Annotated in this window: 17 protein-coding genes; 4 read left to right on the top strand and 13 right to left on the bottom strand. The window is 73.7% G+C overall.

All coding sequences use genetic code 11. The features are described 5' to 3' along the window. Positions 1–175: 175 nt before the first annotated feature. Entirely contained in the window at positions 176–1,381 is a 1,206-nt protein-coding gene (gene rocD, locus IE265_RS00605) for an ornithine--oxo-acid transaminase (protein WP_190033258.1), read from the top strand. A 376-nt stretch (positions 1,382–1,757) separates the two neighbouring features. Here rocD and IE265_RS00600 read toward each other — a convergent pair whose 3' ends face one another. Next, positions 1,758–2,942 carry a glutathionylspermidine synthase family protein gene (locus IE265_RS00600; protein WP_190033257.1) on the bottom strand — a complete coding sequence of 395 codons (1,185 nt, stop codon included), beginning with the start codon at positions 2,940–2,942 and terminating at the stop codon, positions 1,758–1,760. Positions 2,943–3,153: 211 nt separating this feature from the next. After that, on the bottom strand, positions 3,154–3,501 hold the full coding sequence (locus IE265_RS00595; RefSeq protein ID WP_190033256.1) for a hypothetical protein: 348 nt from the start codon (positions 3,499–3,501) through the stop codon (positions 3,154–3,156). A 159-nt stretch (positions 3,502–3,660) separates the two neighbouring features. Between IE265_RS00595 and IE265_RS00590 the strand changes: the two genes are divergently transcribed. Beyond that, positions 3,661–4,614: a hypothetical protein gene (locus IE265_RS00590; protein WP_190033255.1), complete on the top strand. Its 954-nt coding sequence runs from the start codon at positions 3,661–3,663 to the stop codon at positions 4,612–4,614. Between the two features lie 191 nt (positions 4,615–4,805). On the opposite strand, the gene pdxR is transcribed toward IE265_RS00590, so the two are convergent. Then, the gene (gene pdxR / locus IE265_RS00585) at positions 4,806–6,269 is read right to left on the bottom strand and encodes a MocR-like pyridoxine biosynthesis transcription factor PdxR (protein ID WP_190033254.1); all 1,464 of its coding nucleotides are present in this window, start codon (positions 6,267–6,269) and stop codon (positions 4,806–4,808) included. A gap of 47 nt (positions 6,270–6,316) precedes the next feature. Here pdxR and IE265_RS00580 point away from each other — a divergent pair, with 47 nt between their 5' ends. Continuing rightward, positions 6,317–6,862: a carboxymuconolactone decarboxylase family protein gene (locus IE265_RS00580; protein WP_190033253.1), complete on the top strand. Its 546-nt coding sequence runs from the start codon at positions 6,317–6,319 to the stop codon at positions 6,860–6,862. Between the two features lie 136 nt (positions 6,863–6,998). Here the strand turns inward: IE265_RS00580 and IE265_RS00575 are convergent, their stop codons facing one another. From IE265_RS00575 to IE265_RS00530, 10 genes are all read right to left on the bottom strand, one after another. Then, positions 6,999–7,883 carry an ABC transporter substrate-binding protein gene (locus tag IE265_RS00575; protein WP_229915983.1) on the bottom strand — a complete coding sequence of 295 codons (885 nt, stop codon included), beginning with the start codon at positions 7,881–7,883 and terminating at the stop codon, positions 6,999–7,001. A gap of 172 nt (positions 7,884–8,055) precedes the next feature. Then, positions 8,056–10,002: an ABC transporter permease gene (locus IE265_RS00570; RefSeq protein WP_190033251.1), complete on the bottom strand. Its 1,947-nt coding sequence runs from the start codon at positions 10,000–10,002 to the stop codon at positions 8,056–8,058. Then, positions 10,002–11,093: a quaternary amine ABC transporter ATP-binding protein gene (locus tag IE265_RS00565; protein WP_190033250.1), complete on the bottom strand. Its 1,092-nt coding sequence runs from the start codon at positions 11,091–11,093 to the stop codon at positions 10,002–10,004. Before IE265_RS00565 ends, IE265_RS00570 begins: the two co-directional genes overlap by 1 nt. Before the next feature lie 305 nt (positions 11,094–11,398). Next, on the bottom strand, positions 11,399–12,970 hold the full coding sequence (locus tag IE265_RS00560) for a GMC family oxidoreductase (protein ID WP_190033249.1): 1,572 nt from the start codon (positions 12,968–12,970) through the stop codon (positions 11,399–11,401). Positions 12,971–13,188: 218 nt separating this feature from the next. After that, positions 13,189–14,700, bottom strand: coding sequence for an aldehyde dehydrogenase family protein (locus tag IE265_RS00555; RefSeq protein WP_190033248.1), 1,512 nt, complete (start codon positions 14,698–14,700; stop codon positions 13,189–13,191). Between the two features lie 632 nt (positions 14,701–15,332). Continuing rightward, entirely contained in the window at positions 15,333–15,668 is a 336-nt protein-coding gene (locus IE265_RS00550) for a hypothetical protein (RefSeq protein ID WP_190033247.1), read from the bottom strand. Positions 15,669–15,871: 203 nt separating this feature from the next. Further along, positions 15,872–16,861, bottom strand: a complete 990-nt coding sequence (locus IE265_RS00545; protein WP_190033246.1) for a malate dehydrogenase — start codon at positions 16,859–16,861, stop codon at positions 15,872–15,874. A gap of 760 nt (positions 16,862–17,621) precedes the next feature. Beyond that, positions 17,622–18,797: a helix-turn-helix domain-containing protein gene (locus tag IE265_RS00540; RefSeq protein WP_190033245.1), complete on the bottom strand. Its 1,176-nt coding sequence runs from the start codon at positions 18,795–18,797 to the stop codon at positions 17,622–17,624. A 689-nt stretch (positions 18,798–19,486) separates the two neighbouring features. Further along, entirely contained in the window at positions 19,487–20,206 is a 720-nt protein-coding gene (locus IE265_RS00535; protein WP_190033722.1) for a DUF3017 domain-containing protein, read from the bottom strand. Positions 20,207–20,438: 232 nt separating this feature from the next. Next, positions 20,439–21,293 carry a bifunctional methylenetetrahydrofolate dehydrogenase/methenyltetrahydrofolate cyclohydrolase gene (locus IE265_RS00530; RefSeq protein WP_190033244.1) on the bottom strand — a complete coding sequence of 285 codons (855 nt, stop codon included), beginning with the start codon at positions 21,291–21,293 and terminating at the stop codon, positions 20,439–20,441. 431 nt (positions 21,294–21,724) lie between these two features. On the opposite strand from IE265_RS00530, the gene IE265_RS00525 reads away from it, so the two are divergent. Beyond that, positions 21,725–22,339 carry a hypothetical protein gene (locus IE265_RS00525; RefSeq protein WP_190033243.1) on the top strand — a complete coding sequence of 205 codons (615 nt, stop codon included), beginning with the start codon at positions 21,725–21,727 and terminating at the stop codon, positions 22,337–22,339. The last annotated feature ends 106 nt before the right edge of the window (positions 22,340–22,445 follow it).

The following is a 22,445-nucleotide window of genomic DNA, read 5'->3' as shown; positions in this document are numbered from 1 at the left end:
GACGCGGGCCGCTCCCCGATGGTCGGTCCCATCCCAGCGCGCCAGTCACGGCCCGTGGATCAGCGTACCGGGCGCGCCGGATCGGCGGGTTCCGCCGTCCACCATGCGGGCGACGGTAGGAAGGGGTTCACGAGCCAGCCCGGCGCCGTACGCACCAGCTCGAATCGGAGATGCCGTGACCGCCACCGAAGACCTGATCGCCTCGGCCGAAGCGCACAGCGCGCACAACTACCACCCGCTGCCGGTCGTCGTGGCGACCGCGGACGGGGCCTGGATGACGGATGTCGAGGGCCGCCGCTACCTCGATCTCCTGGCCGGGTACTCGGCCCTGAACTTCGGTCACGGCAACACGCGCCTGATCGAGGCGGCCAAGGCCCAGCTGGACCGGGTGACGCTGACGTCACGGGCGTTCCACCACGACCGGTTCGCCGAGTTCTGCGCGCGGCTGGCCGAGTTGTGCGGCATGGAGACGGTGCTGCCGATGAACACGGGCGCGGAGGCGGTCGAGACGGCGGTGAAGACGGCCCGGAAGTGGGGCTACCGCGTCAAGGGCGTGCCGGACGGCAGGGCGAAGATCGTCGTGGCGGGCAACAACTTCCACGGTCGTACGACGACGGTCATCAGCTTCTCCACGGACGCGGAGGCGCGGGCGGACTTCGGGCCGTACACGCCCGGCTTCGAGATCGTGCCGTACGGGGACCCGACGGCGATGCGTGCGGCGGTCACCGAGAACACGGTGGCCGTGCTGCTGGAGCCGATCCAGGGCGAGGCGGGCGTACTGGTGCCCCCTCCCGGTTACCTCGCCGGGGTGCGGGAGTTGACGCGTGAGCGCGGTGTCCTGTTCATCGCGGACGAGATCCAGTCGGGGCTCGGCAGGACGGGGAGGACCTTCGCGTGCGAGCACGAGGGTGTGGTGCCCGACATGTACGTGCTCGGCAAGGCGCTCGGGGGCGGGGTGGTGCCGGTGTCGGCGGTGGTCTCGTCGAGCGAGGTGCTCGGCGTGTTCAAGCCTGGTGAGCACGGCTCGACGTTCGGCGGCAATCCGCTGGCGTGCGCGGTGGCGCTGGAGGTGATCGCGATGCTGCGGTCGGGCGAGTACCAGCGGCGGGCGGCGGAGCTGGGCGAGCACCTGCACCGCGAGCTTGGCCTGCTGGCCGGGGCGGGCCGGGTGACGCAGGTGCGGGGGCGCGGGCTGTGGGCGGGGGTGGACGTCGACCCCGCGTACGGCACGGGACGGGAGATCTCCGAGAAGCTGATGGACCGGGGTGTGCTGGTCAAGGACACCCATGGCTCGACGATCCGCATCGCGCCGCCGCTGGTGATCAGCAAGGAGGATCTCGACTGGGGGCTGGCCCAGTTGCGGGCCGTGCTGGGCGGGTGACGCGGGTCCGCCGTACCGGGCCGCTCGGCATCCGCCCCGGCTCGTTCGCCCGCCGTTCGGGCCGGTCGGGCCCTCGTGCCGGGCGGGCGCCTCGGGCCCGGTCCCGGACGGCCGGTCCACGACGGGCCGGTCGGCCACTGGTGCGGGGCGGACAGCCCGTGGGCCGGATCGACCGATCGCCGACGGACGGTCGATCCCCGGTGCCCGGCGGGCGGCCCCTGGGCCGGACCGGTCGACCGCCGACGGACGGTCCGACGGACGGTCGGGCCTGAGCCGGACGGCCGGCCGCTCGACCCGACCGCCGAGCGCCGACGGGTGGTCGGCCCGAGGGCTGTGCTCGCGGGTGCCGTCCTCCCGGGTGCCGGGAGGACGGTTGTCAGAGGATCACGTGCGGCAGGAAGCGGGCGTACTCGTCCGTGATCAGGCCGGTGGACTCCCGGATGCCCAGGCCCGCGGACTCGTTGTCGACGACCCAGGCCCCGAGGACGACCCGGTTGCCGTCGAAGGAGGGCAATGGCGCCAACTCCTGATAGCAGCAGGGCTCTTCGCGTACGGCCGGTGCGGAGCCCGGTTCGTGGACCGTGACGCCCGCGCCCTCGCGGCCGAGGAGGGGTTTGGCCACGAACCCGCGGGTGTCCGCCAGTTCGCGCGGGCCGTCGAGGTAGGCGGGCAGGAGGTTCGGGTGGCCCGGGTTCAGCTCCCAGAGGACGGCGAGGAGCGCCTTGTTGGAGAGCAGCATCTTCCAGGCCGGCTCGATCCACATCGTCGTACCCGTGCCGCCGCCGTTGTCGAGGGTGGCGAGGACGTGCCCGGCGAAGCGGTCGGTCGTCAGCCACTCCCAGGGGTAGAGCTTGAAGCAGCTCCGGATGAAGCGGAGTCGCTTGTCGACGAAGCGGCCCGAGAGCCGGTCCCAGCCGATCTCCTCCATGGCGATCCACGCCGTGTCGAGTCCCGCCTGCTCCGCCGTCTCCTTCAGATACCCGACGGTCATCAGGTCCTCGCCGAGTTCGTCGGCCGCCGAGTGGGCGAAGTAGAGCGGGCTGCCCGGCGGCAGCAGCGGCGCCTGCTTCCTCCAGGCGTCGACGAGGCGCTCGTGGAGGGAGTTCCACTGGTCGGCGCCCGGGAAACGCTCCTCCATCCAGAACCACTGCGGGCTGGCGGCCTCGACGAGCGAGGTCGGGGTGTCGGCGTTGTACTCCAGGAGCTTCGCCGGGCCCGTGCCGTCGTGGCGGAGGTCGAAACGGCCGTACAGGGAGGGGAGTTCCGAGCGCCGGTGCCAGGCCTCGGCCACCAGCTCCACCAGCCGGGGATCGGTGATGCCCAGGTCGGAGAAGCGGTTCTCGGCGACGATGTGCGCGGCGGCGGCCAGGCACATCGCGTGGAGTTCCTCGACGACCTCCTCCAGCGCCTCCACCTCGGGCAGCGAGAAGACGTAGTAGGCGGACTCGTCCCAGTACGGGCGCAGGGAGTCGTCCGGGTGGCGGGTCAGGGGGTAGATGAGCCCCTGTTCCTCCACCGTCCGCTGCCAGTCCGGGCGGGGTGTGGTGGTACGGCGTTCCATGGCGGAGCTTCCTCGCGTGCTCGACTTCTACGGACCGGGTGCGGCGCCGGTTCCACGGACCCGGCGGACAGCCGGACCCGGCGGCCAGCCGGACCCGGCGAACAGCCGAGCCGGGTGCGTCGCCGGACCTCGCGAACAGCCGGGCCGGGTGCGTCGCGGGCCCGGCGCCTCGCCCGTCGCGGCGCCTCGCCCGTCCCGGCGACTCGACGGATCAGCCGCCGCCGCTGCCCGAGCCCGAGCAGCCGAAGCCCTCGCGGTCGACGGCCTCGCTGCGGCTGAAGGTGCCGTAGTCGGCGTGCCCGGCGCTGACGTCCGCGTCGTAGTACCAGGCGGCGCCCGCCGAGCCGCCCGTGCCGCGGTACTTGCCCGAGGAACCCGCCGATCCCGAGGAGCAGTTCCTGTCCGCGATGATCCGGTAGCCGTCCGCGTAGTCGTAGGACTCGCGGTCCACACAGCGCCGGTCGGGGTCGGACCCGCACGAGGTGAGGGCCGCCGCGAGGACGCCCATTCCCCCGAGTACGACCGTGCTCGACCGCAGACGCCTGCGCCCGTCCGCCATGTTCTCTCCCCCGTCGGCTCTCGCGCCGGACCCGTCCGCCCGGCGCCCGGGCGCGTTCTCCGGCCCGGGACAAGGGATCAGGGTAAAGATCACTGGTCCCGGTCGCGCGAGCGGCTCCCCGAACTCCGGCTCCCCTAAGGTCACTTTGTGCTCTTTGGAATGGTGTGTGCCCTCGGTGCGGCGCTCTGCTACGGGACGGCGACGGTGCTGCAGGCCATGGCCGCGCGCGCTGCGGCGTCGGACTCCGGCGGCCCGGGAGACGCCCGTTCCTCCGAAGGCTCCGGTGGCATCCCCTCCTCCAGGGGCTCCGACAAGGGCTCCGGCAAGGGCTCCGGCAAGGGCTCCGGCGTGGACGCCGCCCTGCTGTGGCGGGCCGTTCGGCAGTGGCGGTACCTCGCCGGACTCGGGCTCGACGGGGCCGGGTTCGTCCTGCAGATCGTCGCCCTGCGGTCCCTGCCGATCTACGCGGTGGGGGCGGCTCTCGCGGCGAGCCTCGCGGTCACGGCCGTGGTCGCGGCCCGACTCCTCCGGACGCCGCTCACCGGCGTCGAATGGGCCGCGGTGGGGGTGGTCTGCGCGGGTCTCGCGATGCTCGGCCTCTCCGCCGGGGAGGAGGGCGACGAGACCGGGTCCACGGCGCTGAGGTACGCGATGCTGGGCGTCGCCGGGGGCATCCTGCTCCTCGGGGCGGCGGCCGGCGGCCTTCCGGGCCGGGCGCGGGCGCTCGCACTCGGCCTCGGGTCCGGATTCGGGTTCGGCGTGGTCGAGGTGTCGGTCCGGCTCATCGAGGACCTCGACCCGGCGACGCTCTTCACCAATCCGGCCACGTACGCCCTGCTGCTGGGCGGTGGCGCGGCGTTCCTGCTGCTCACCTCGGCCCTCGAACGCGGCTCGGTGACCACGGCGACGGCGGGCATGGTCATCGGCGAGACCATCGGGCCCGCCGCGGTGGGCGTCGTCTGGCTGGGCGACCGCACCCGCGAGGGCCTGGCGTGGCTGGCCGTCCTCGGCTTCGCCGTCGCGGTGGCCGGGGCGCTGGCGCTGGCACGCTTCGGCGAGGCGCCGGTCGAGGCGCCGGTCGAGGCGGAGCCGCCCGGGCCCGCCTCGCCGTGATCCCGGCGACTGCCGCTTGCCGCTTGCTTGCCTGGTGACGCCCCGGACCCCGCCCCCGGGGCACGGACCCGGCACCCGCCCCGGCCCACACCCGCGCACGCACCCCACCACCCCGAACCCGGGCCCACAGCCGCGCACACACACCCGCACCCCGACCCGGAGCCCGCACCCCGGCGGACCCGCACCCGCACCTACGGCAACACCCGGCACAGCGCTTCCAGGGCCCCCGCCCAGCCGCTGTCCGAGGGGGTTCCGTACCCCACGACCAGGGCGTCCACGTGCGGGGCCGAGGCGTCGGGGCGGCGGTAGTCGGCCAGACCGTGGAGGGCCAGGCCCTGCCAGACGGCCGCCCGCACCACCGACTCCTCGGTGCCCGGCGGAAGTCTGAGCACCGCGTGCAGTCCCGCCGCGATCCCGGTCGCCGTCACCGAGGGGGCCCGGGCGGCCAGGGCGGCGACGAGCTGGTCGCGGCGGCGCCGGTACCGCAGGCGTGCAGCCCGGACATGGCGGTCGTACGCGCCCGAGGTGATGAACTCCGCCAGCGTCAGCTGGTCCAGGACACCGCACGCCCAGTCCGCGGCGCCCTTAGCCGCAGTGACCTCGGCGGCCAGGTGCGGCGGCAGGACCAGCCAGCCGAGGCGCAGACCGGGTGCCAGGGACTTGCTGGCGGTGCCCATGTACACCACCCGGTCCGGGTCGAGGCCCTGGAGCGCGCCGACCGGTTGCCTGTCGTACCGGAACTCCCCGTCGTAGTCGTCCTCCAGAATCAGCCCGCCCGTACGCCGTGCCCAGTCGACGACGGCCGCACGCCGGTCGGGGTGCAGGGGCACGCCCATCGGGAACTGGTGGGCCGGCGTGAGCAGCACCCCCCGCACACCCCCGGCTCCCCCGGTCAACCCGTCCGTACGCGTGCCGAGTTCGTCGAACGGCAGGGCCGCCGACCGCAGCCCCGTCCGCGCCACCAGGTCCCAGTGCACGTCGAGTCCGTACGACTCCACGGCCAGCACCCCCTCCCCGGACCCGGAGGACCCCGAGCGCGGCCCCGACCCCGAGCCCGGCCCGCGCCCCGGCCCCGGCCGCGACAGCACCCCGCCGAGCAGCATCAGACCGTGGGCGAACCCGGAGCAGATGACGATGCGTTCGGGGTCCGCGCGCACCCCGCGGGCGCGGGCGAGGTAGCCGGCGAGGGCGGTGCGCAGTTCGACGCGGCCTCGCGGGTCCCCGTAGCCGAGCACGTCGTACGGGGCTGCCGCGAGGGCCCGGCGGGACGCCTTGAGCCAGGCGGCGCGCGGGAACGAGGCGAGGTCGGGGGTGCCGGGGACGAGGTCGTGCACGGGGCCCCGGGAGAGGCGCGGCCGGGGCGCGGCGGAGGCCGGGGCGACCACGGAACGGTCCGCCACGCGGGTGCCGGAGCCCTGGCGCGCGGTGAGCCAGCCCTCGGCGACGAGGTCGGCGTACGCGTCGGCGACCGTGTTGCGGGCCACACCGAGATCGGCGGCCAGGGAGCGTGACGACGGCAGCCGTGTGCCGGGCGGGAGCCGGCCGCCGCGCACCGCCTCCCGCAGCGCGTCCGTGAGGCCCCTGCGCAGGCCGGAGCCGGTGCGCGTCACGTCGACGTGGAGGTCCACTCCCAAAGTGGCCCAGGATTCAGCCATGGAAATGGACCATACCCCTGGGCTACTCGGTTCGTAGGCTCGCCGGTATGACGACACACACCGTCCCGCGCGACGACACCCCGACCGATGCCCCCGCCGATGCCCCGACCGGATCCCCCTACGCCCCCGAGCACGCGCCGCGGCTCCCGTGGGCGGAGCTCGCTCCGGAGGTCTACAAGGCGATGGTCCGGCTCGACGCGGCGGCCAGGAAGGGTCTCGACCCGGCGCTGCTCGAACTGGTGAAGATCCGTGCGTCGCAGCTCAACCACTGCGCGTTCTGCCTCGACATGCACACGAAGGACGCGCTCGCCTCGGGCGAGAGCGTCGAGCGGATCATCCAGCTCGACGCCTGGGAGGAGTCGCGGCACTTCTACACGGAGAAGGAGCTCGCGGCGCTGGCGCTCACCGAGGCCGTGACGGTCCTGACGGACGGCTTCGTGCCGGACGAGGTCTACGCGACGGCGGCCGGGCAGTTCGAGGACGCCGAGCTCGCACAGCTCATCGCGGCGATCACCGTGATCAACGCGTGGAACCGCTTCGGGGTGACCTGCAGGCTCACCGCCGGCCACTACAGGTCGACCCGTTCTGCGTGACCGGAACCGCCGCGCACACGGGCCCCGGGCGTGGGGGCCCGGACGTGAGCGTGCCGGGTGCCCCTGTCAGGGAAGGCACCCGGCACGGGTCCATCGGGCGGCCGACGGGCTCAGCTGCCCGGGTCCACTGACATCACTACCCGGGTAGCCATGCCTTCCATGTCGACTCGTGCCTCTCGGCCCATTTCGCCGCCGCCCGATCAGGTGTCAGCTTCTGGTCGGCGATCATCAGGGAGACCTCGTTCTGGTCCTCGGTCGTCCACTTGAAGTTCCGCAGGAAGGCGGCCGCGTCACCGCCCGACCTCGCGAAGTCCGAGTTCAGGTACTTGCGCAGCGGCGTGTGCGGATAGGCGCAGGCCACCGCTTCCGGGTCGGCGTCGCACCCCTCCTCGTACTCGGGCAGCTCCACCTCCGTCATGGGCACCTTCTCGAAGAGCCACTGGGGTGAGTACCAGTACGTCAGGAAGGGCTTGCGCTCCTTGGCGAACTGACGCATCTGGGTGATCTGGGCCGCCTCCGAGCCGGCGAACACCACCCGGTAGTCGAGGTCCAGGTTCTTGACCAGGGCCTTGTCGTTCGTGACGTAGGACGGCGAGCCGTCGAGCAGCTGGCCCTTGCCGCCGCTCTCCGGTGTGCGGAACCGGTCGGCGTACTTGTCGAGGTTCTTCCAGTCGGTCACGTCCGGGTGCTGCTTCGCGAAGTACGTCGGCACGAACCACCCGATGTGCCCGGTGACGCCGAGACGGCCGCCGTCCACGATGGTCCGCTTGTCCTCGACGTACCGCCGCTCCTGCTCGGGGTGGCCCCAGTCCTCCAGGATCGCGTCGACCCGGCCCTGGCTGAGCGCGTCCCACGCGGGGACCTCGTCGACCTGGACGGTGTCGACGCGGTAGCCCAGTTCACGCTCCAGCAGGTACTGCGCGACGGCCACGTTGGCCTGCGCGCCGACCCACGACTGCACGGAGAGGGTCACGGTCCGCGAGCCCTGCGCGTTGGCGAACGGCGAGGCCTGCCGGGTCATGTCGGCGGCACCGCACCCGGTGGCCAGTACCAGCACGGCGAGGGCGGCCGTCAGGCGCGTACGGGACGCGCCGGGCGCACGGGAGCCGCGGGTCGTGCGTGGGGTACGGGTCGTGCGGGGCGTACGGGTTGTGCGGGGCGTACGGGATTCGCTGGACGTTCGACGAGTCATGTCACGCTCCCTTCTTCGTGCGGCGTTCCGTCGGCTGGGTCACCCGGTCGAGCATCAGGCCGAGGCAGACGATCGCGGCGCCCGCGACCAGGCCCGTGGCGAGGTCGCCCTGCGCGAGGCCGAACACGACGTCGTAGCCGAGGGCGCCTCCGCCGACGAGGCCGCCGATGATGACGACGGCGAGGACCAGGACGACCCCCTGGTTGACGGCGAGGAGCAGCGCGGGCCGGGCCAGCGGTACCTGCACCTGGCGCAGTTGCTGCCATCCGGTGGCTCCCAGCGACCGCGAGGACTCCATGGCCGCGGCGTCCACCCGGCGCAGCCCCTGGGTGGTGATGCGGACGACGGCGGGCAGCGCGTAGACGACCGCCCCGGCGACCGCGGGGGCGCGGCCGACGCCGAACAGGGCCACGACGGGGATCAGGTACACGAACTGCGGCATGGTCTGGAAGACGTCCAGGACCGGGCGCAGCAGCCGTTCGAAGCGTTCGCTCCTGGCGGCCGCCACGGCGGTGGCGAACCCGAGGACGAGGGTGACGGCCACCGCCGCGAGCACCTGGGACAACGTGTCGAGGGCGGGCTGCCACACCCCGAGTACGCCGATCGCGGCCATCGCGAGGACGGCGGTGAGCGCGGTGCGCCAGGTGCCGATCAGCCAGGCCACCGCGGCCACGGCCAGCAGCACCGACCACCAGGGCAGCCACAGCAGGCCGTCCCTCAGCGGGTCGAGCATCCAGGTGGTGAAGTGGCCGGCCCAGTCCGCGGTGCCGCCCACGTAGGGGACGCCGGAGTACAGGTGGCCGGTCATCCACTCGACGGCCCGGTTCACCGGCTCGGCGATGCTCACGCTCCAGGTGCCGGGCCAGTCCAGGCGGCCGGTCAGCCGTCCGGCGAGCGCGGCGGCGACGACGCCGGCCGCCGCCGCGCCGGCCAGGGCCGCACGGTTCGCGCGGGGCTCCGTGAGGTCCTCGCCGGCTGCCGCCGTCACCCGGTCGAGGACGATCGCGAGGAGCACGATCGGGATGCCGGCCGCCAGCGCGGCGCCCACGTCGACGGAGGCGAGGGCCTGGTAGACGCGGTCGCCGAGGCCGCCGGCGCCGATCACGGACGCGATGACCGCCATGGACAGCGCCATCATGATCGTCTGGTTGAGCCCGAGCAGGAGTTCCTTGCGGGCGAGCGGCAGCCGGGCGGTGAGCAGCCGTTGCCGGGCCGTGGTGCCCAGGGACTCCACGGCCTCCATCACCCCGGCGTCGGCGCCGCGCAGTCCGAGCGCGGTCAGCCGGGCCATCGGCGGCGCCGCGTACACGACGGTGGCGAGGACCGCGGCCGGGACGCCGATGCCGAAGACGAGGACCACGGGCAGCAGGTAGGCGAACGCCGGGAGCACCTGCATGGTGTCGAGGACGGGCCGCAGCGCCCGGTACGTGCGGTCGGAGAGCCCCGCCGCGAGGCCCAGCAGCGCGCCGAGCACGACGGACGCGAGGACCGCGACCACCATGAGCGCGAGGGTCTGCATGGTGGGCACCCACATGCCGAGCAGTCCGCAGACGAGGAACGCGACGCCCGTGCCCAGGGCCTGCCGTGTCCCGGCCGCCCGCCAGGCGACGAGCGCGGCCGTGGCGGTGACGCCCGCCCAGCCCGCCGCGAGGAGCACCAGGTAGACGGCGCGCACGGAGAGGACGACCGCGTTCGAGACATGGCCGAAGAAGTGGAGGAACAGCGGGTGGCTGTCCCGGTTGTCGATGATCCAGTCGCCGGCACCGCCGAGCGGCCCGGACAGGTCGACGGTCAGGGCGTCCGGCCAGGTGCCGCCGGACCAGCGGGACACGGCGAGCGGGATCAGCACGGCGGCGGCCACGGCGAGCAGCAGGAGCTTGCCGGCGGCCCTGCTTCTGAGCAGGCCGGTCACACCGTCGGGCGCGACGGGCGCAGTGGCGGAGGCCATCAGACGGCCTCCCCGCGGTCCGTTCCCGCCACCACTCCCAGGAGCCGCTCGTGGTCCACGACTCCGAGGCAGCGCCCACCGTCCATCACCCGGGCCGCCTGCCCGGTGCGCGCGACGGCTTCGATGGCCTCGGAGACGGTGGCCCGCGGCGCGAGCGCCGGGCCCTCGCCCGCCTCCCGGGCGGACGCCGGGCGCATGGCCGTACGGACCGTCATGACCTGCTCGCGCGGCACGTCGCGGACGAACTCGCGTACGTAGTCGTCGGCGGGCGATCCGACGATCTCCTCGGGTGTGCCGAGCTGGACGACCCGGCCGTCGCGCATCAGGGCGATGCGGTCGCCCAGGCGCAGGGCCTCGTTGAGGTCGTGGGTGATGAAGACCATCGTGCGGCCCTCCTCACGGTGCAGCCGGATGACCTCCTCCTGCATGTCGCGCCGGATCAGCGGGTCGAGCGCGCTGAACGGCTCGTCGAAGAGCAGCACCTCGGGGTCCACGGCGAGGGCCCTCGCGAGTCCGACGCGCTGCTGCTGGCCGCCGGACAGCTGGCCGGGGCGCCGCTGCTCCAGGCCGTCCAGGCCGACCTTGGCGACGACTTCGCGGGCCTTCTCCCGGCGTTCGCGCCGGCCCATTCCCTGCACCTCCAGGCCGTACGCGACGTTGTCGAGGACCGTGCGGTGCGGGAGCAGGCCGAAGTGCTGGAAGACCATCGCGGCGCGGTGGCGGCGCAGTTCGCGCAGCCTGGCCCGGTCCATGGCGCGGACGTCCTCGCCGTCGATGGCGATCGTGCCGGCCGTCGGCTCGATGAGCCGGGTCAGGCACCGGACGAGGGTCGACTTGCCGGAGCCCGACAGGCCCATGACGACGAAGACCTCGCCCTTGCGGACGTCGAAGCTCACGTCCCGGACGGCGGCGGTGCAGCCGGTGCGGGACCGCAGCTCGGCCGCGTCGAGGGCGGCCAGCCCGGGGTCGGCGGGAACACGGTCGGCCTTGGGGCCGAACACCTTCCAGAGGCCCTCCACCGCGAACACGGGCCGCGCGGCGGCGTCCCGGGCGGACGCCGGTGTGCTGCCGCCGCCCGTCCCGGAGGCCACCGGGACAACGGCCTCGGCCGAACCCGGTGAACCCGCGGCGCCCGCGGGGCCGGAGGAACCGGTGGCGCCCCGGGGGCCCGTGGGATGTGCCGGGGCGGGCGCGTTCGACGGGACACCGGCCGGGGCCGGGGCCGCCGCGGCGCTGCCCAGGGCGGCCCCCGCTGAACCCGCGGACCCTGCGGCACCCGCAGGGCTCAAGGAGCCCGCCGGACCCGTGACGGCACTCGCCGCGGCACCCGTCGCGGCACCCGTCGGCGAACCCGCCGCGGAACCGCCCGTCGTGGAAGTCGTCCGTCCATCGTTCATCACGCACCGCCTCCCACGAGGTCCGCACACTTCTCGCCGACCATGAGCACTCCGATCATCGGGTTCACCGCGGGCATCGTCGGGAAGACGGACGCGTCGGCGATCCTGATGCCGTCGAGCCCCCGGATGCGCAGCTCGGGGTCGACGACCGCGAGCCGGTCGTCCTCGGCCCCCATCCGGCAGGTGCCCGCCGGGTGGTACACCGTGTGCGCCACCGACCGCGCGTACACGCCGAGTTCCTCGTCGCCCGTCACCTCGGGTCCGGGGCACACCTCGCGCTTCAGCCAGCCCGCCAGCGGCTCGGACCGGGCGATCTCCCGTGCGATCCGGATCCCGTCGACGAGGGTGCGGCCGTCGTAGTCGTCCTCGTCCGTGAAGTAGCGGAAGTCGAGGGCCGGCTTGTCGTCCGGGTCGGCGCTCGTCAGGTACAGGCGCCCGCGGCTGCGCGGCTTGGGGATGTTGGGGGTCATGGAGACGCCGTGCGCGGGGCGTTCGTAGCCGAGGCGCTCGGGGTTGTCCGTGAAGGGGATCTGGTAGAAGTGGAACATCAGGTCGGGGCCCGCCTGTTCGGGGTCCCGCCTGACGAACAGTCCGGCGTCCGAGTCCATCGCGGAGTTCTCCGGGATCGGCCCGTCCGTCTCCCACACGATGACCGACTCCGGGTGGTCGAGGAGGTTCTCGCCGACGCCCGGCAGATCGTGGACGACCGGAATGCCGAGCGCCTCCAGGTCCTCCCGCGGCCCGATGCCGGAGTGCAGCAGCAGACGCGGCGAGTCCACCGCGCCCGCGCACAGGAGGACTTCCCTGCGGGCCCGCACGAGGACCTCCTCGCCGTCCTTCGTCCGCACGTGCACACCGCGCGCCCGCGTCCCGTCCAGCTCCAGCCGGTACGCCCATGTCTCCAGCAGGATGCGGAGGTTGGGCCGTTCGTCCATCACGGGATGCAGGTACGCGACGGAGGCGCTGGAGCGCTTGTTGGTCTCGGGGTGGTAAGCGAGGTCGAAGAAGCCGACGCCCTCCGTGAACGGCTTCCTGTTGAAGCCCTCCACGCGGGGTACGCCGAGCGCGGACTGGGCGGCGTCCACGAAGTCGCGGGCGATGGCGTTCCGGTCCTTCTCGTCGACCGGGACGATGTTGTTGCGCAGACGCGTGAAGTACGCCTCCATCGGGGCCGCGCCCCAGCCGCGGGCGCCCGCCGCCTCCCACTCGTCCCAGTCGGACGGCAGCGGCTTGAACGCGATGAGCGTGTTGTGCGAGGAGCAGCCGCCGAGGACACGGGCGCGGCTGTGCCGGATGTGCGAGTTGCCGCGCGGCTGCTCCGTCGTCGGGTAGTCGTAGTCCAGTTCCCCGCCGAGCAGGCCCATCCAGCGGCGCAGGGTCAGGACGTCGTCGCGGCCGACGTCGCTGGGGCCGCCCTCGATGACGCAGACGGTGACGCCGGGGTCCTCGGTGAGCCGGGAGGCGATGACGGACCCGGCGGTGCCGCCGCCGACGACGACGTAGTCGTACGTGTCCTCGTTCGCGTCCTCGTGACGGCCCGCGAGTGTCTTCTCGTGTGTCGTGTCGTGCATGCCGTGGTACTCCAAGGTGCCTTGTGCGGTGGGGGGTCGCGTGGGTCCGGGGCGTTACGGCGGGCGGGTGCGCGGCGCGTTCGTCCGGAGCGCGGCGGCCGGGTGCGGTGCGGGGCCGGTGGCGCCGAGGCGGGCGCGGTGGCGGCACGCCGCGCCCCGCCGGGCGCGGTGGGGCGGCCGGAACGCGGTCGCGGCCGGACGCGGTGCGGGGCCCGTGGTCAGCCCGCGAACCACCGGACGGGTGCGGGCGCGAGGTTCTGGTAGACGTGCTTGGTCTCGCGGTACTCCGCGAGGCCCGCCGGGCCGAGTTCGCGGCCGACCCCGCTGCGGCCGAAGCCGCCCCACTCCGCCTGCGGGAGGTAGGGGTGGAAGTCGTTGATCCAGACCGTGCCGTGCCGCAGCCGCGCGGCCACCCGCCGGGCACGCCCCGCGTCGGCGGTCCAGACGGCGCCCGCGAGCCCGTACTCGGTGTCGTTGGCGAGCGAGACGGCCTCGTCCTCCGTTCGGAAGGTCTCCACCGTGAGGACGGGCCCGAACACCTCCTCCCGGACCACCCGCATGTCCCGGTGGCACTGGTCGAGGACGGTCGGCTCGTAGAAGTACCCGGTGGCGGGCCGTTCCGCGGACGGTTCCGGGCGGGCTCCGCCGGCCCGCAGGACCGCGCCCTCCGCGAGGGCGGCCGCGACGTACGACTCGGTCTTCTCGCGCTGGTCGGCGGAGACGAGCGGGCCGCACTCGACACCCGGTTCCGTGCCCCGTCCGAGCCTGATCAGCCTCGCCCGCCGGGTGAGTTCGGCGACGAAGCGCTCACGTACGGACTCCTCCACGATGAGCCGGGAGCCCGCCGAGCAGACCTGGCCGCTGTGGATGAACGCGGCGTTGAGTGCCTGGTCCACCGCCGTGTCGAAGCCCTCCTCGGTGGCGCAGGAGTCGGCGAAGACGACATTGGGGTTCTTGCCGCCGAGTTCGAGGGCGACCTTCTTCACGGTGACGGCGGCGGCCTGCGCGACCTTCGTGCCGCTGGCCAGGCCGCCGGTGAAGGACACCAGGTCGACGCCCGGATGCTCGGCGAGGCGGGCTCCGACGCTGTGCCCGGGGCCGGTGACGAGGTTGGCGGTCCCGGCGGGCAGCCCCGCCTCGATCAGCAGGTCGATCAGGGCGACGGTGGTCAGCGGGGTGATCTCGCTGGGCTTGACGACGAAGGTGTTGCCGGCGGCCAGGGCCGGCGCGATCTTCCAACTCGCTTGGAGGAGCGGGTAGTTCCAGGGCGTGATCAGCGCGCATACGCCGACGGGCTCGTGCACGACGACACTGTGGATGTCGGTCGAGCCCGCGTCGACGACCCGTCCCGCGGGCTCGGCGGCGACGAGGTCGCCGAAGTACCGGAAGGCGTCCGCGACACAGTCGATGTCGACCCGCCCCTCCTCCAGGGTCTTGCCCGCGTCGCGGCTCTCCAGGAGTCCGAGCCTCTCGCGGTCGCGGATCAGGAGGTCGGCGACGCGGTGCAGCAGCGCGGCGCGCTCGGCGACCGGCGTCCGCGGCCAGGTGCCGTGGTCGAAGGCGCGCCGGGCGGCCTCCACGGCGGCGTCCGCGTCCGGCACACCGCCCTCGGCGACCGAGGCGAACGGCTTCGCGTCCGCCGGGTCGAGGATGTCGCGCGTGGCCCCGGAGGCGGCGGTCCGCCACTCTCCGTCCACGTGAATCGTCTGCTGCGCCTGCTGTCCCGGCATGATCGGTGTTGCCTTCCGTTCCTGGTCAGTGCCCCTGCGTCACGCGCGTGCCACTCTTGGGGACCGGGAGCCTCTGCCCCGGAGCCCCCGATGCATGCGCGCCTCGCGCCGGAAGTGCGCGGCGTCACTGAAAAGTCCCCCGATATGCACGGAAAAGGGACGCGGTCCTCGTGCCGGCGGGTCTGCGCCTCGGCGCCCGGCGGTACGGGACGGGCCGTGCGGTCCGCGGTCGACGGGCGGTACGGGACGGGCCGTGCGGTCCGCGGTCGACCGGCGGGGCTCCCTGCGCACCGGCCCCAGGAGGCGCCTCGGCTGACCGGGGGTGTGCTTTCCAGGGGCAGGGCTCGTACGGTCACCGGGGCCCCGGCCCCGGGCCCCGGGCCCCGGGCCCCGGCCGACAACCGACTGCGGTTCGCCGCCGTCACGGTCGTGGCCGCCGTCGCCGGGTGGGCCGACACGCGGGCCCGGCTCTCCGGATTCGGGCGGAACCCGACGTGCGGTTGCCCCGGGGCCACAACACGACGGACCCGGCACCGCCCGAGGAGGCCGCCGCGCTCCACCGGGGCGCCGGGCACCGCGAGGCCGCCGCGTACGACGACGACCCGCGAGCGGGGCTCCGGTTCGGGAGGCCGCTACTTCGACGACCGCACGGCCTCGGCCTCCTTGGCCAGTTGCACGGCCTGGAGCAGGCCCAGTCCGGGCGCGGCGCCGCGCAGCGCCTTGATCGCGGCCACGGAGTCGTACCCCGACTCGATCCCGGCCTCGGCCATCCGCTCGGCGACCCAGCGGGCCCGCAGCTCCGCCCCGGAGGCGGCCGCGGCCTCCTCCACCAGGGCTGCGGCCCGTTCCAGCCCCGGCCGCTCCTCCGGCGTCGCCCCGTCGAGCGCCCGGCGCACGGCCTCGGCGACGGCTTCGGCGTCCCGCAGGACGACCACGTGCAGATCCGATGACCTCGAACGTCCGAACATGACCCCATCGTCACCGCGAACGTCCGCACGGGACAAGGGACTTGAGCATCTACTGAGCCACCCCGCCGGCAACCCGGCCCGCCCGTACGGGGCCCATGGGCGCGGCGGGGGGCCGTGCACGACGGCCCCCCGCACGGCGGAAGCCGCCCCCGGGAGGACCCGGGGGCGGCTTCCGTTCGACCGGTGGCTCCGGCGGGAGCGGCTCAGATGAGGCCGAGCGCGCGAACCGCCTCGCGCTCCTCCTCCAGCTCCTTCACCGACGCGTCGATGCGGGCGCGGGAGAACTCGTTGACGTCCAGGCCCTGGACGATCTCGTACGAGCCGTCCTTCGTGGTGACGGGGAAGGAGGAGATGAGGCCCTCCGGGACGCCGTAGGAGCCGTCCGACGGGATGCCCATGGAGGTCCAGTCGCCGTCCGCCGTGCCGTTGACCCACGTGTACACGTGGTCGACGGCGGCGTTCGCGGCCGAGGCGGCCGAGGACGCGCCGCGGGCCTCGATGATGGCGGCACCGCGCTTGGCGACGGTCGGGATGAACTCCTCGGCCAGCCACTTCTCGTCGTTCACGGTCTCGGCGGCGTTCTTGCCGGCGACCGTGGCGTGGAAGATGTCGGGGTACTGGGTGGCGGAGTGGTTGCCCCAGATGGTGAGGCGCTTGATGTCCGCGACCGTCGAACCGGTCTTCTTCGCGAGCTGCGTCAGCGCGCGGTTGTGGTCCAGGCGGGTCATCGCGGTGAAGCGGTCCGCCGGTACGTCCGGCGCGGCGGCCTGGGCGATGAGGGCGTTGGTGTTGGCCGGGTTGCCGACGACGAGGATCTTCACGTCGTCCGCGGCGTTGTCGTTGATGGCCTTGCCCTGCGGCTTGAAGATGCCACCGTTGGCGGAGAGCAGGTCACCGCGCTCCATGCCCTTGGTGCGGGGGCGGGCGCCGACCAGGAGACCCACGTTGGTGCCGTCGAAGGCGACGTTGGGGTCGTCGGTGATGTCGATGCCCTGAAGCAGCGGGAAGGCGCAGTCGTCGAGCTCCATGGCGGTGCCCTCGGCGGCCTTGAGCGCCGGCGTGATCTCCAGGAGACGCAGCTTGACCGGCACGTCCGCGCCGAGCAGCTGGCCGGAGGCGATGCGGAAGAGCAGGGCGTAACCGATCTGGCCGGCAGCGCCGGTGACGGTGACGTTCACGGGAGTGCGGGTCATGGCGTTCTCCGTATGACAGCTGACGGTGGGGCGTCCCTGCCCCGGGGTACGGGACTCCCCTGCCGGGCAATGATCGATCACCGGTACCGATGATCGATCTCTTGGCGTCAAGAGAGATCCAGCGGTCAGGCTATCGCGCATCCGCCCTGCCGTACGGCCGGGTCCGCTGTGGCCCACCCCACAGGAGCGTGTCGGCGGTACACGTCCGGCTCCCGGCCGCCCGCACGCGGTCTCGAGGCCGCTGCGGCGGGGTGCGCGGGGCACGGGAAGGCGGCCGCCGGTCCGGGAGAGAGGGACGGGCGGCCGCCTTGGTGGGGGTGCGGTCAACCGGGAGGAGGGGTGTCGTCCTCCCGGGCGGCTCCGGACTCCCGTGGGGGTACTTCCCGCCTGCCCAGGAGTGCGGCGGCCATTCCACCCGTCCGCCGATTTCCCGACGCCGGACGGAGCCCCCCATGTCCACCGGGGGTCCGCCACCACCGCGCCCCGGGCCACGACCGTGACGCGGGCGTAGGACACGACCAGGCACGCCCGCGCGCACGCCCCGCGCACGCCGCACGGGTGCGCGGGCCGCCGTGCCGCGTTCGGTGCGCGGTCCGCCGGGAACGGGAACGGGAACGGGCGCCCGCCCCTGTCGGGGGCGGACGCCCGGCCCTGCGGGTGTCGCTGTCGCACGTCGGCCCGTACGCCGCCGGGCTCGCCCCGCCGTGGCGGAGCGCCCGTCAGGAGCGGTGCCCGTCGCCGGGCGGAACGCTCCGCGCGGCTACTTCGTGCAGCCCTCCTGGCCGGCCGCGAGCGTCGCGCAGGCCTTGGCCGCGGTGGCGTTCTTGACGGCGACCATCGGGGTGTAGGCGTCGGTGTCCGTGTCGACCGAAGCGGTCTGGGCAGGTGCCCCGCCCGCCGTGATCCGGACCTCGTCGCCGGGTCCGGCAGCCGTGATGCGGGCCCAGGCGGCCCCGCACGTCTCGCTGTAGCGGACCTCTATCTGGGCGGCACCGACGGCCACCTTCTCGACGGTCTGCGCCAGCGTCCCGCCGCAGCCCATCTCCTCCGGGTCCTGGCCCGCGCAGTCCTTGCCGCTGCACTCGACACCCGCGGGCAGCTCCTTGCTGACGGTGGGGCTCGGCTTCGGCTTCGCCTCGTCCTTGCCCCCGTCGTCACCGCCGGAGCCGGTGAGGTACACGGCCGCGGCTATCACCACGAGCGCGCCCACGACCCCCGCGAGGAACATCGTGAGGCGCCGCTTCCCGCCCCGCCCGGCGGGCGAACCGCCGGACTTGGCCCGCCTGTTGCGCGGCGGCCCACCGGCCGGGCCGGAGTCCCCCGGCGCACCGGAAGGGCCGTACGAGCCCGCCCCTGCCCCGGCCGCGCCGGATCGGCCCGCGGCACCGGACCGGCCGGATGCCCCGCCGGGCGACGCCACGGCACCCCATCCGCCGCCGGCGTCGTACGAGGACCTGCGGTCGTCGCCGGACGACGGCTGCGGCGGCACCGTCGGGGCGACCCCGGCGGGCCCCGCGACACCCGGTGCCGGCGTCGCGGTCGCGCTGCCCCCGGCGCGCGCCTGCTTGCTCCGTCCCCCCTTGGCCGGAGCCTGTCCGAACTCGCCGAGCGCGGCACGCGCCTGGGAGATCCGGATCGCCTCCATGGTCATGTCGTGGCGCATCTCCGAGCGGCTCCAGGCGCGCTCGGCCAGCTCCCACATCGTCGTCAGGTGCACGGGATTGGTTCCGGTCACCTCGGCCAGGGCCACGATCGCGCCCTTGGGCGCGAGCAGCCGGCCGTTCAGATACCGCTCCCAGGACGTCTTGCTGTATCCGGTGCGGTCCGCCACGGCGGCGATGCTCAGCCCTCCGCGGTCGACCAACCGGCGCAACTGACTGGCGAACTCCCTGACCTGCGGATCGAGTTCATCCGGCAAGGCCCTCCAACGAGGCATTGCTACCCCCCTCTTCCCCCCGTACGTGCTGGCTTTCCCGCATGTGAAGCCCTCTGCCGAATCCCCGTTCCGACTACCCACAGGGATGCGCGCAGCAAGGATCTCAGTTCCCGGGATGGGGGCGCACGGGAGCATTCGGGCCTGTGGGCATGCACCGTTGCACGCCCGCTGGTCTGCGGTCCAGTGTCCCACCGAGTTGTCCCCCGGCCGACGCGATCCCCCCAACCGGCGCACGGGACGTCCCGGACCGCCCCGATTGCCCACGTTATCCATGTTGTCGAGGGCGATGAGATTAAATCCTCGAACTTGTCAACACATCAACGCAAGGGTCGCGAGGTGAACACCCGCACGACCTCGTACGTCCCGCGCGCCGCGAGGGTTCACGGGTGTGACGAACCCGGCGCGAGCGGCTCGGCCGGATTCGTCACAGGCGCGTGCCGCGGGGGCGCCCGCGGCGCCCGGGAGGTACCGGAACCGTCACCTCCGTGCCACAGGGGCAGGACGGGTGTTGAACCGCCGACCGCGCGTCCAGGACCCTTGATCCCAGCGGCGCCCGTCCTCGCTCGGGGGAGTGGACGGGCGCCGCCCGCCGGAGCGCGGGAGGCCCGGGATTCCCCGGCTCCCGCAGAACGCGAACGGCCCGTCCCCACGGGGGAGGACGGGCCGTCGTCGTGTGCGGACGCCCCGCGTCAGGTCCTGATCGTGAAGTGCAGCGTGTCGTCCAGGAACGGGATCTCCAGCCACGGGTTGGGCTGCGCCATCACCGCGAGCAGCGCGATGGCCGCCCCCAGGACGCCGTACGTCACGAGATCCGTGAACCGGGAGCGGACGGCGAGCATGCCCACGTCGGGCACGACCCAGCGCAGGACACCGCCCACGAGGAGCGCCACGCCGATCAGCAGGGTGCCGAACCTGAAGACGTCGAACGCGGTCAGCAGCAGGCCGAGCGCCGCCATGCCGATGACCAGCAGGATGGGCCACTGGCGCGCGGGCGCGGGCGCGTCACCGGGAGCGGCCCGGCCGCCGCCCTCGGGCCGCGCGGTGTCCCGGGTGAAGAGCGGGAACCGCCGCGTGGTGCGCCGGGGCCGCCCGTCGGGACCGGGAGCGCTGACGGCGTCACGGGTCTCGAGCTCACCGGACTCGGACGTCCCGACGCCCGTACCGTCCCCCGTACCGTCCCCCGTGCCGTCGGTGCTTGCGGGACCGTCCGTGCCGTCAGAGGCGACAGAGGTGTCAGAGACATCAGGGGTGACTGAGGTGTCAGGGGTGTCAGCCCCCGCGCTTCCGCCGGCGCCCGCGTCACTCCCGTCGGCGTGGCCGGGTCCGCCGCCGGCACCCGCGGGGCCGGCGTCCGTACCCCGGCCGTCCGCGCTCCTGCCGTCCGCGGCAGCCGTCCCGCCGTCGCCCACGGACGCGTCCGCGCCGGAGTGCGCGCCCGCGTCCCGCGTCCCGTCCCCGGACACGACGTGCTCCTCGCCGGAGCCGTCCTCCGGGGTGACCGTCAGGGTGTCGCGCGCGGGCGCGGCGCCGCGTGCGACGCCGTTCTTCCGCGCCCCGCCGGAGCCCGCCGGGGCGTGCGCCGGCTCCCGGGCGCCCTCGGGGCCCGTACCGGTCCGTTCCGCCGGTGCCTCCGGCCCGTTCTCAGCCGGCACTGCGTTCCGCCGCCTCGACCACGTTGACCAGGAGCTGGGCGCGGGTCATCGGGCCCACTCCGCCGGGGTTCGGGGAGATCCAGGCGGCGACCTCGGCTACACCGGGGTGGACGTCACCGACGATCTTGCCCTCGGCGCTGCGCGAGACGCCGACGTCCAGCACGGCCGCTCCCGGCTTCACGTCCTCGGGGCGGATCAGGTGAGCGGAGCCCGCCGCGGCGACGATGATGTCGGCCCGGCGCAGGTGGGAGGCCAGGTCCCGCGTCCCGGTGTGGCACTGGGTCACGGTCGCGTTCTCCGAGCGGCGCGTGAGCAGCAGCGGCATGGGGCGGCCGATGGTCACGCCGCGGCCCACGACCACGACCTCGGCACCCTTGATCTCCACGCCGTACTGGCGGAGCAGGGTGAGGACACCGTTGGGGGTGCAGGGCAGCGGGGCCGGCTCGTTCAGCACGAGACGGCCGAGGTTCATCGGGTGCAGCCCGTCCGCGTCCTTGTCCGGGTCCATGAGTTCCAGGATGCGGTTCTCGTCGATACCCCTGGGGAGCGGCAGCTGGACGATGTAGCCCGTGCAGGACGGGTCCTCGTTCAGCTCGCGGACGACCGCCTCGATCTCCTCCTGCGTGGCGGTCGCGGGCAGTTCGCGCTGGATGGAGGCGATGCCGACCTGGGCGCAATCGCGGTGCTTGCCCGCGACGTACTTCTGGCTGCCGGGGTCGTCGCCCACCAGGACGGTGCCGAGGCCGGGCGTGATGCCCTTCTCCTTCAGAGCCGCCACGCGGACGGTCAGGTCGGACTTGATCGCGGCTGCGGTGGCCTTGCCATCGAGAATCTGGGCGGTCATGGCCCCATCCTCCCGGATGACCGGGCCCCGATTCCAATCCGGCCCCCCGTCGGCACCCCGGCGACCCCCGTCGGCACCCCGGCAGCCCACCGTCGGCACCCCGGCGACCCCCGTCGGCAACCCGGCAGCCCGCCATCGGCACCCCGGCGAGCCCCGTCGGCACCCCGGGGGCCCCGGTCTGCGCCCCGGCAGCCCCGCGACGGCGGCCCCGCGGCCCCCCGGGGCCCCTGCGTGCCGCGCCGGCGCAAGATCGGCGATGTTGCACTTGCACAACACAGCCGGTATCCGGCTGGACAAATAAGTGACGCGTTAAGGACGATGAGCCACACAGTGCCGCGGACAGTACCGGGGGGACGAACCGCATCTGTAGACATTCCTCCGAAATGTGCCGCGTCGTCCCCGCACTTACGCAACGACGGAGGAAAGACGCCATGAGCTTCGGCGACCCGAACAACCCCTACGGTCCGCCGCCGGGCCAGCAGCCCGGTTACCCGCCCCAGCCTCCGCAGGGCCAGCCCGGCTACGGCTACCCGCAGGGCGTCCCCCAGCAGCAGCCCGGCTACGGCTACCCGCAGCAGCCCGGATACCCGGGCTACCCGGGCGGCAACCACATGCCGGCCGAGATGCCGGGTCTGATGAAGACCGCGCGCGTCCTCCTCTTCGTGCTGGCCGGCTTCCAGCTCCTGTTCGGCGTCATCGCGGGCATCGCCGTCGGCGCGGCCCAGGACGTGTCCAACGGTGTCGGCAGCGGCGACGCCACCGACACGCTCGCCGGCCTCGGCTTCCTGATCGCGGCACTGATGCTGGGCCTCGGCGCCCTCTCCATCTTCCTGGGCGTCAAGTTCAAGACCGGCGGCAGCGGCATCCGCGTCACGACGATCGTGTACGCGTCCCTGATGATCCTCGGCGGCCTCGTCAACACCGTGCAGGGCGGCGGCGGTTCCGGCACCTTCGGCGGACTCATCTCGCTCGCCATCGCCGGCATCATCCTCGCGTCGATGGTCAACGGCGCGGCGAGCGCGTGGTTCAACCGCCCGCGCTACTGAGACCGGACGGGCGCGTTCACGCCATTCACGCCAAGGGCCGTGTTTCCCCCGGTGAAGGGGGGACACGGCCCTGGTGCGTCGCCCTACCCTGATCCCGTAGCTGCGC

This window comes from Streptomyces fructofermentans (assembly GCF_014651055.1).
In the GTDB taxonomy this organism is placed as follows: domain Bacteria; phylum Actinomycetota; class Actinomycetes; order Streptomycetales; family Streptomycetaceae; genus Streptomyces; species Streptomyces fructofermentans.
The sequence above is the reverse complement of the archived record's forward strand: the minus strand, read 5'-3'. Positions and strand labels throughout refer to the sequence as shown.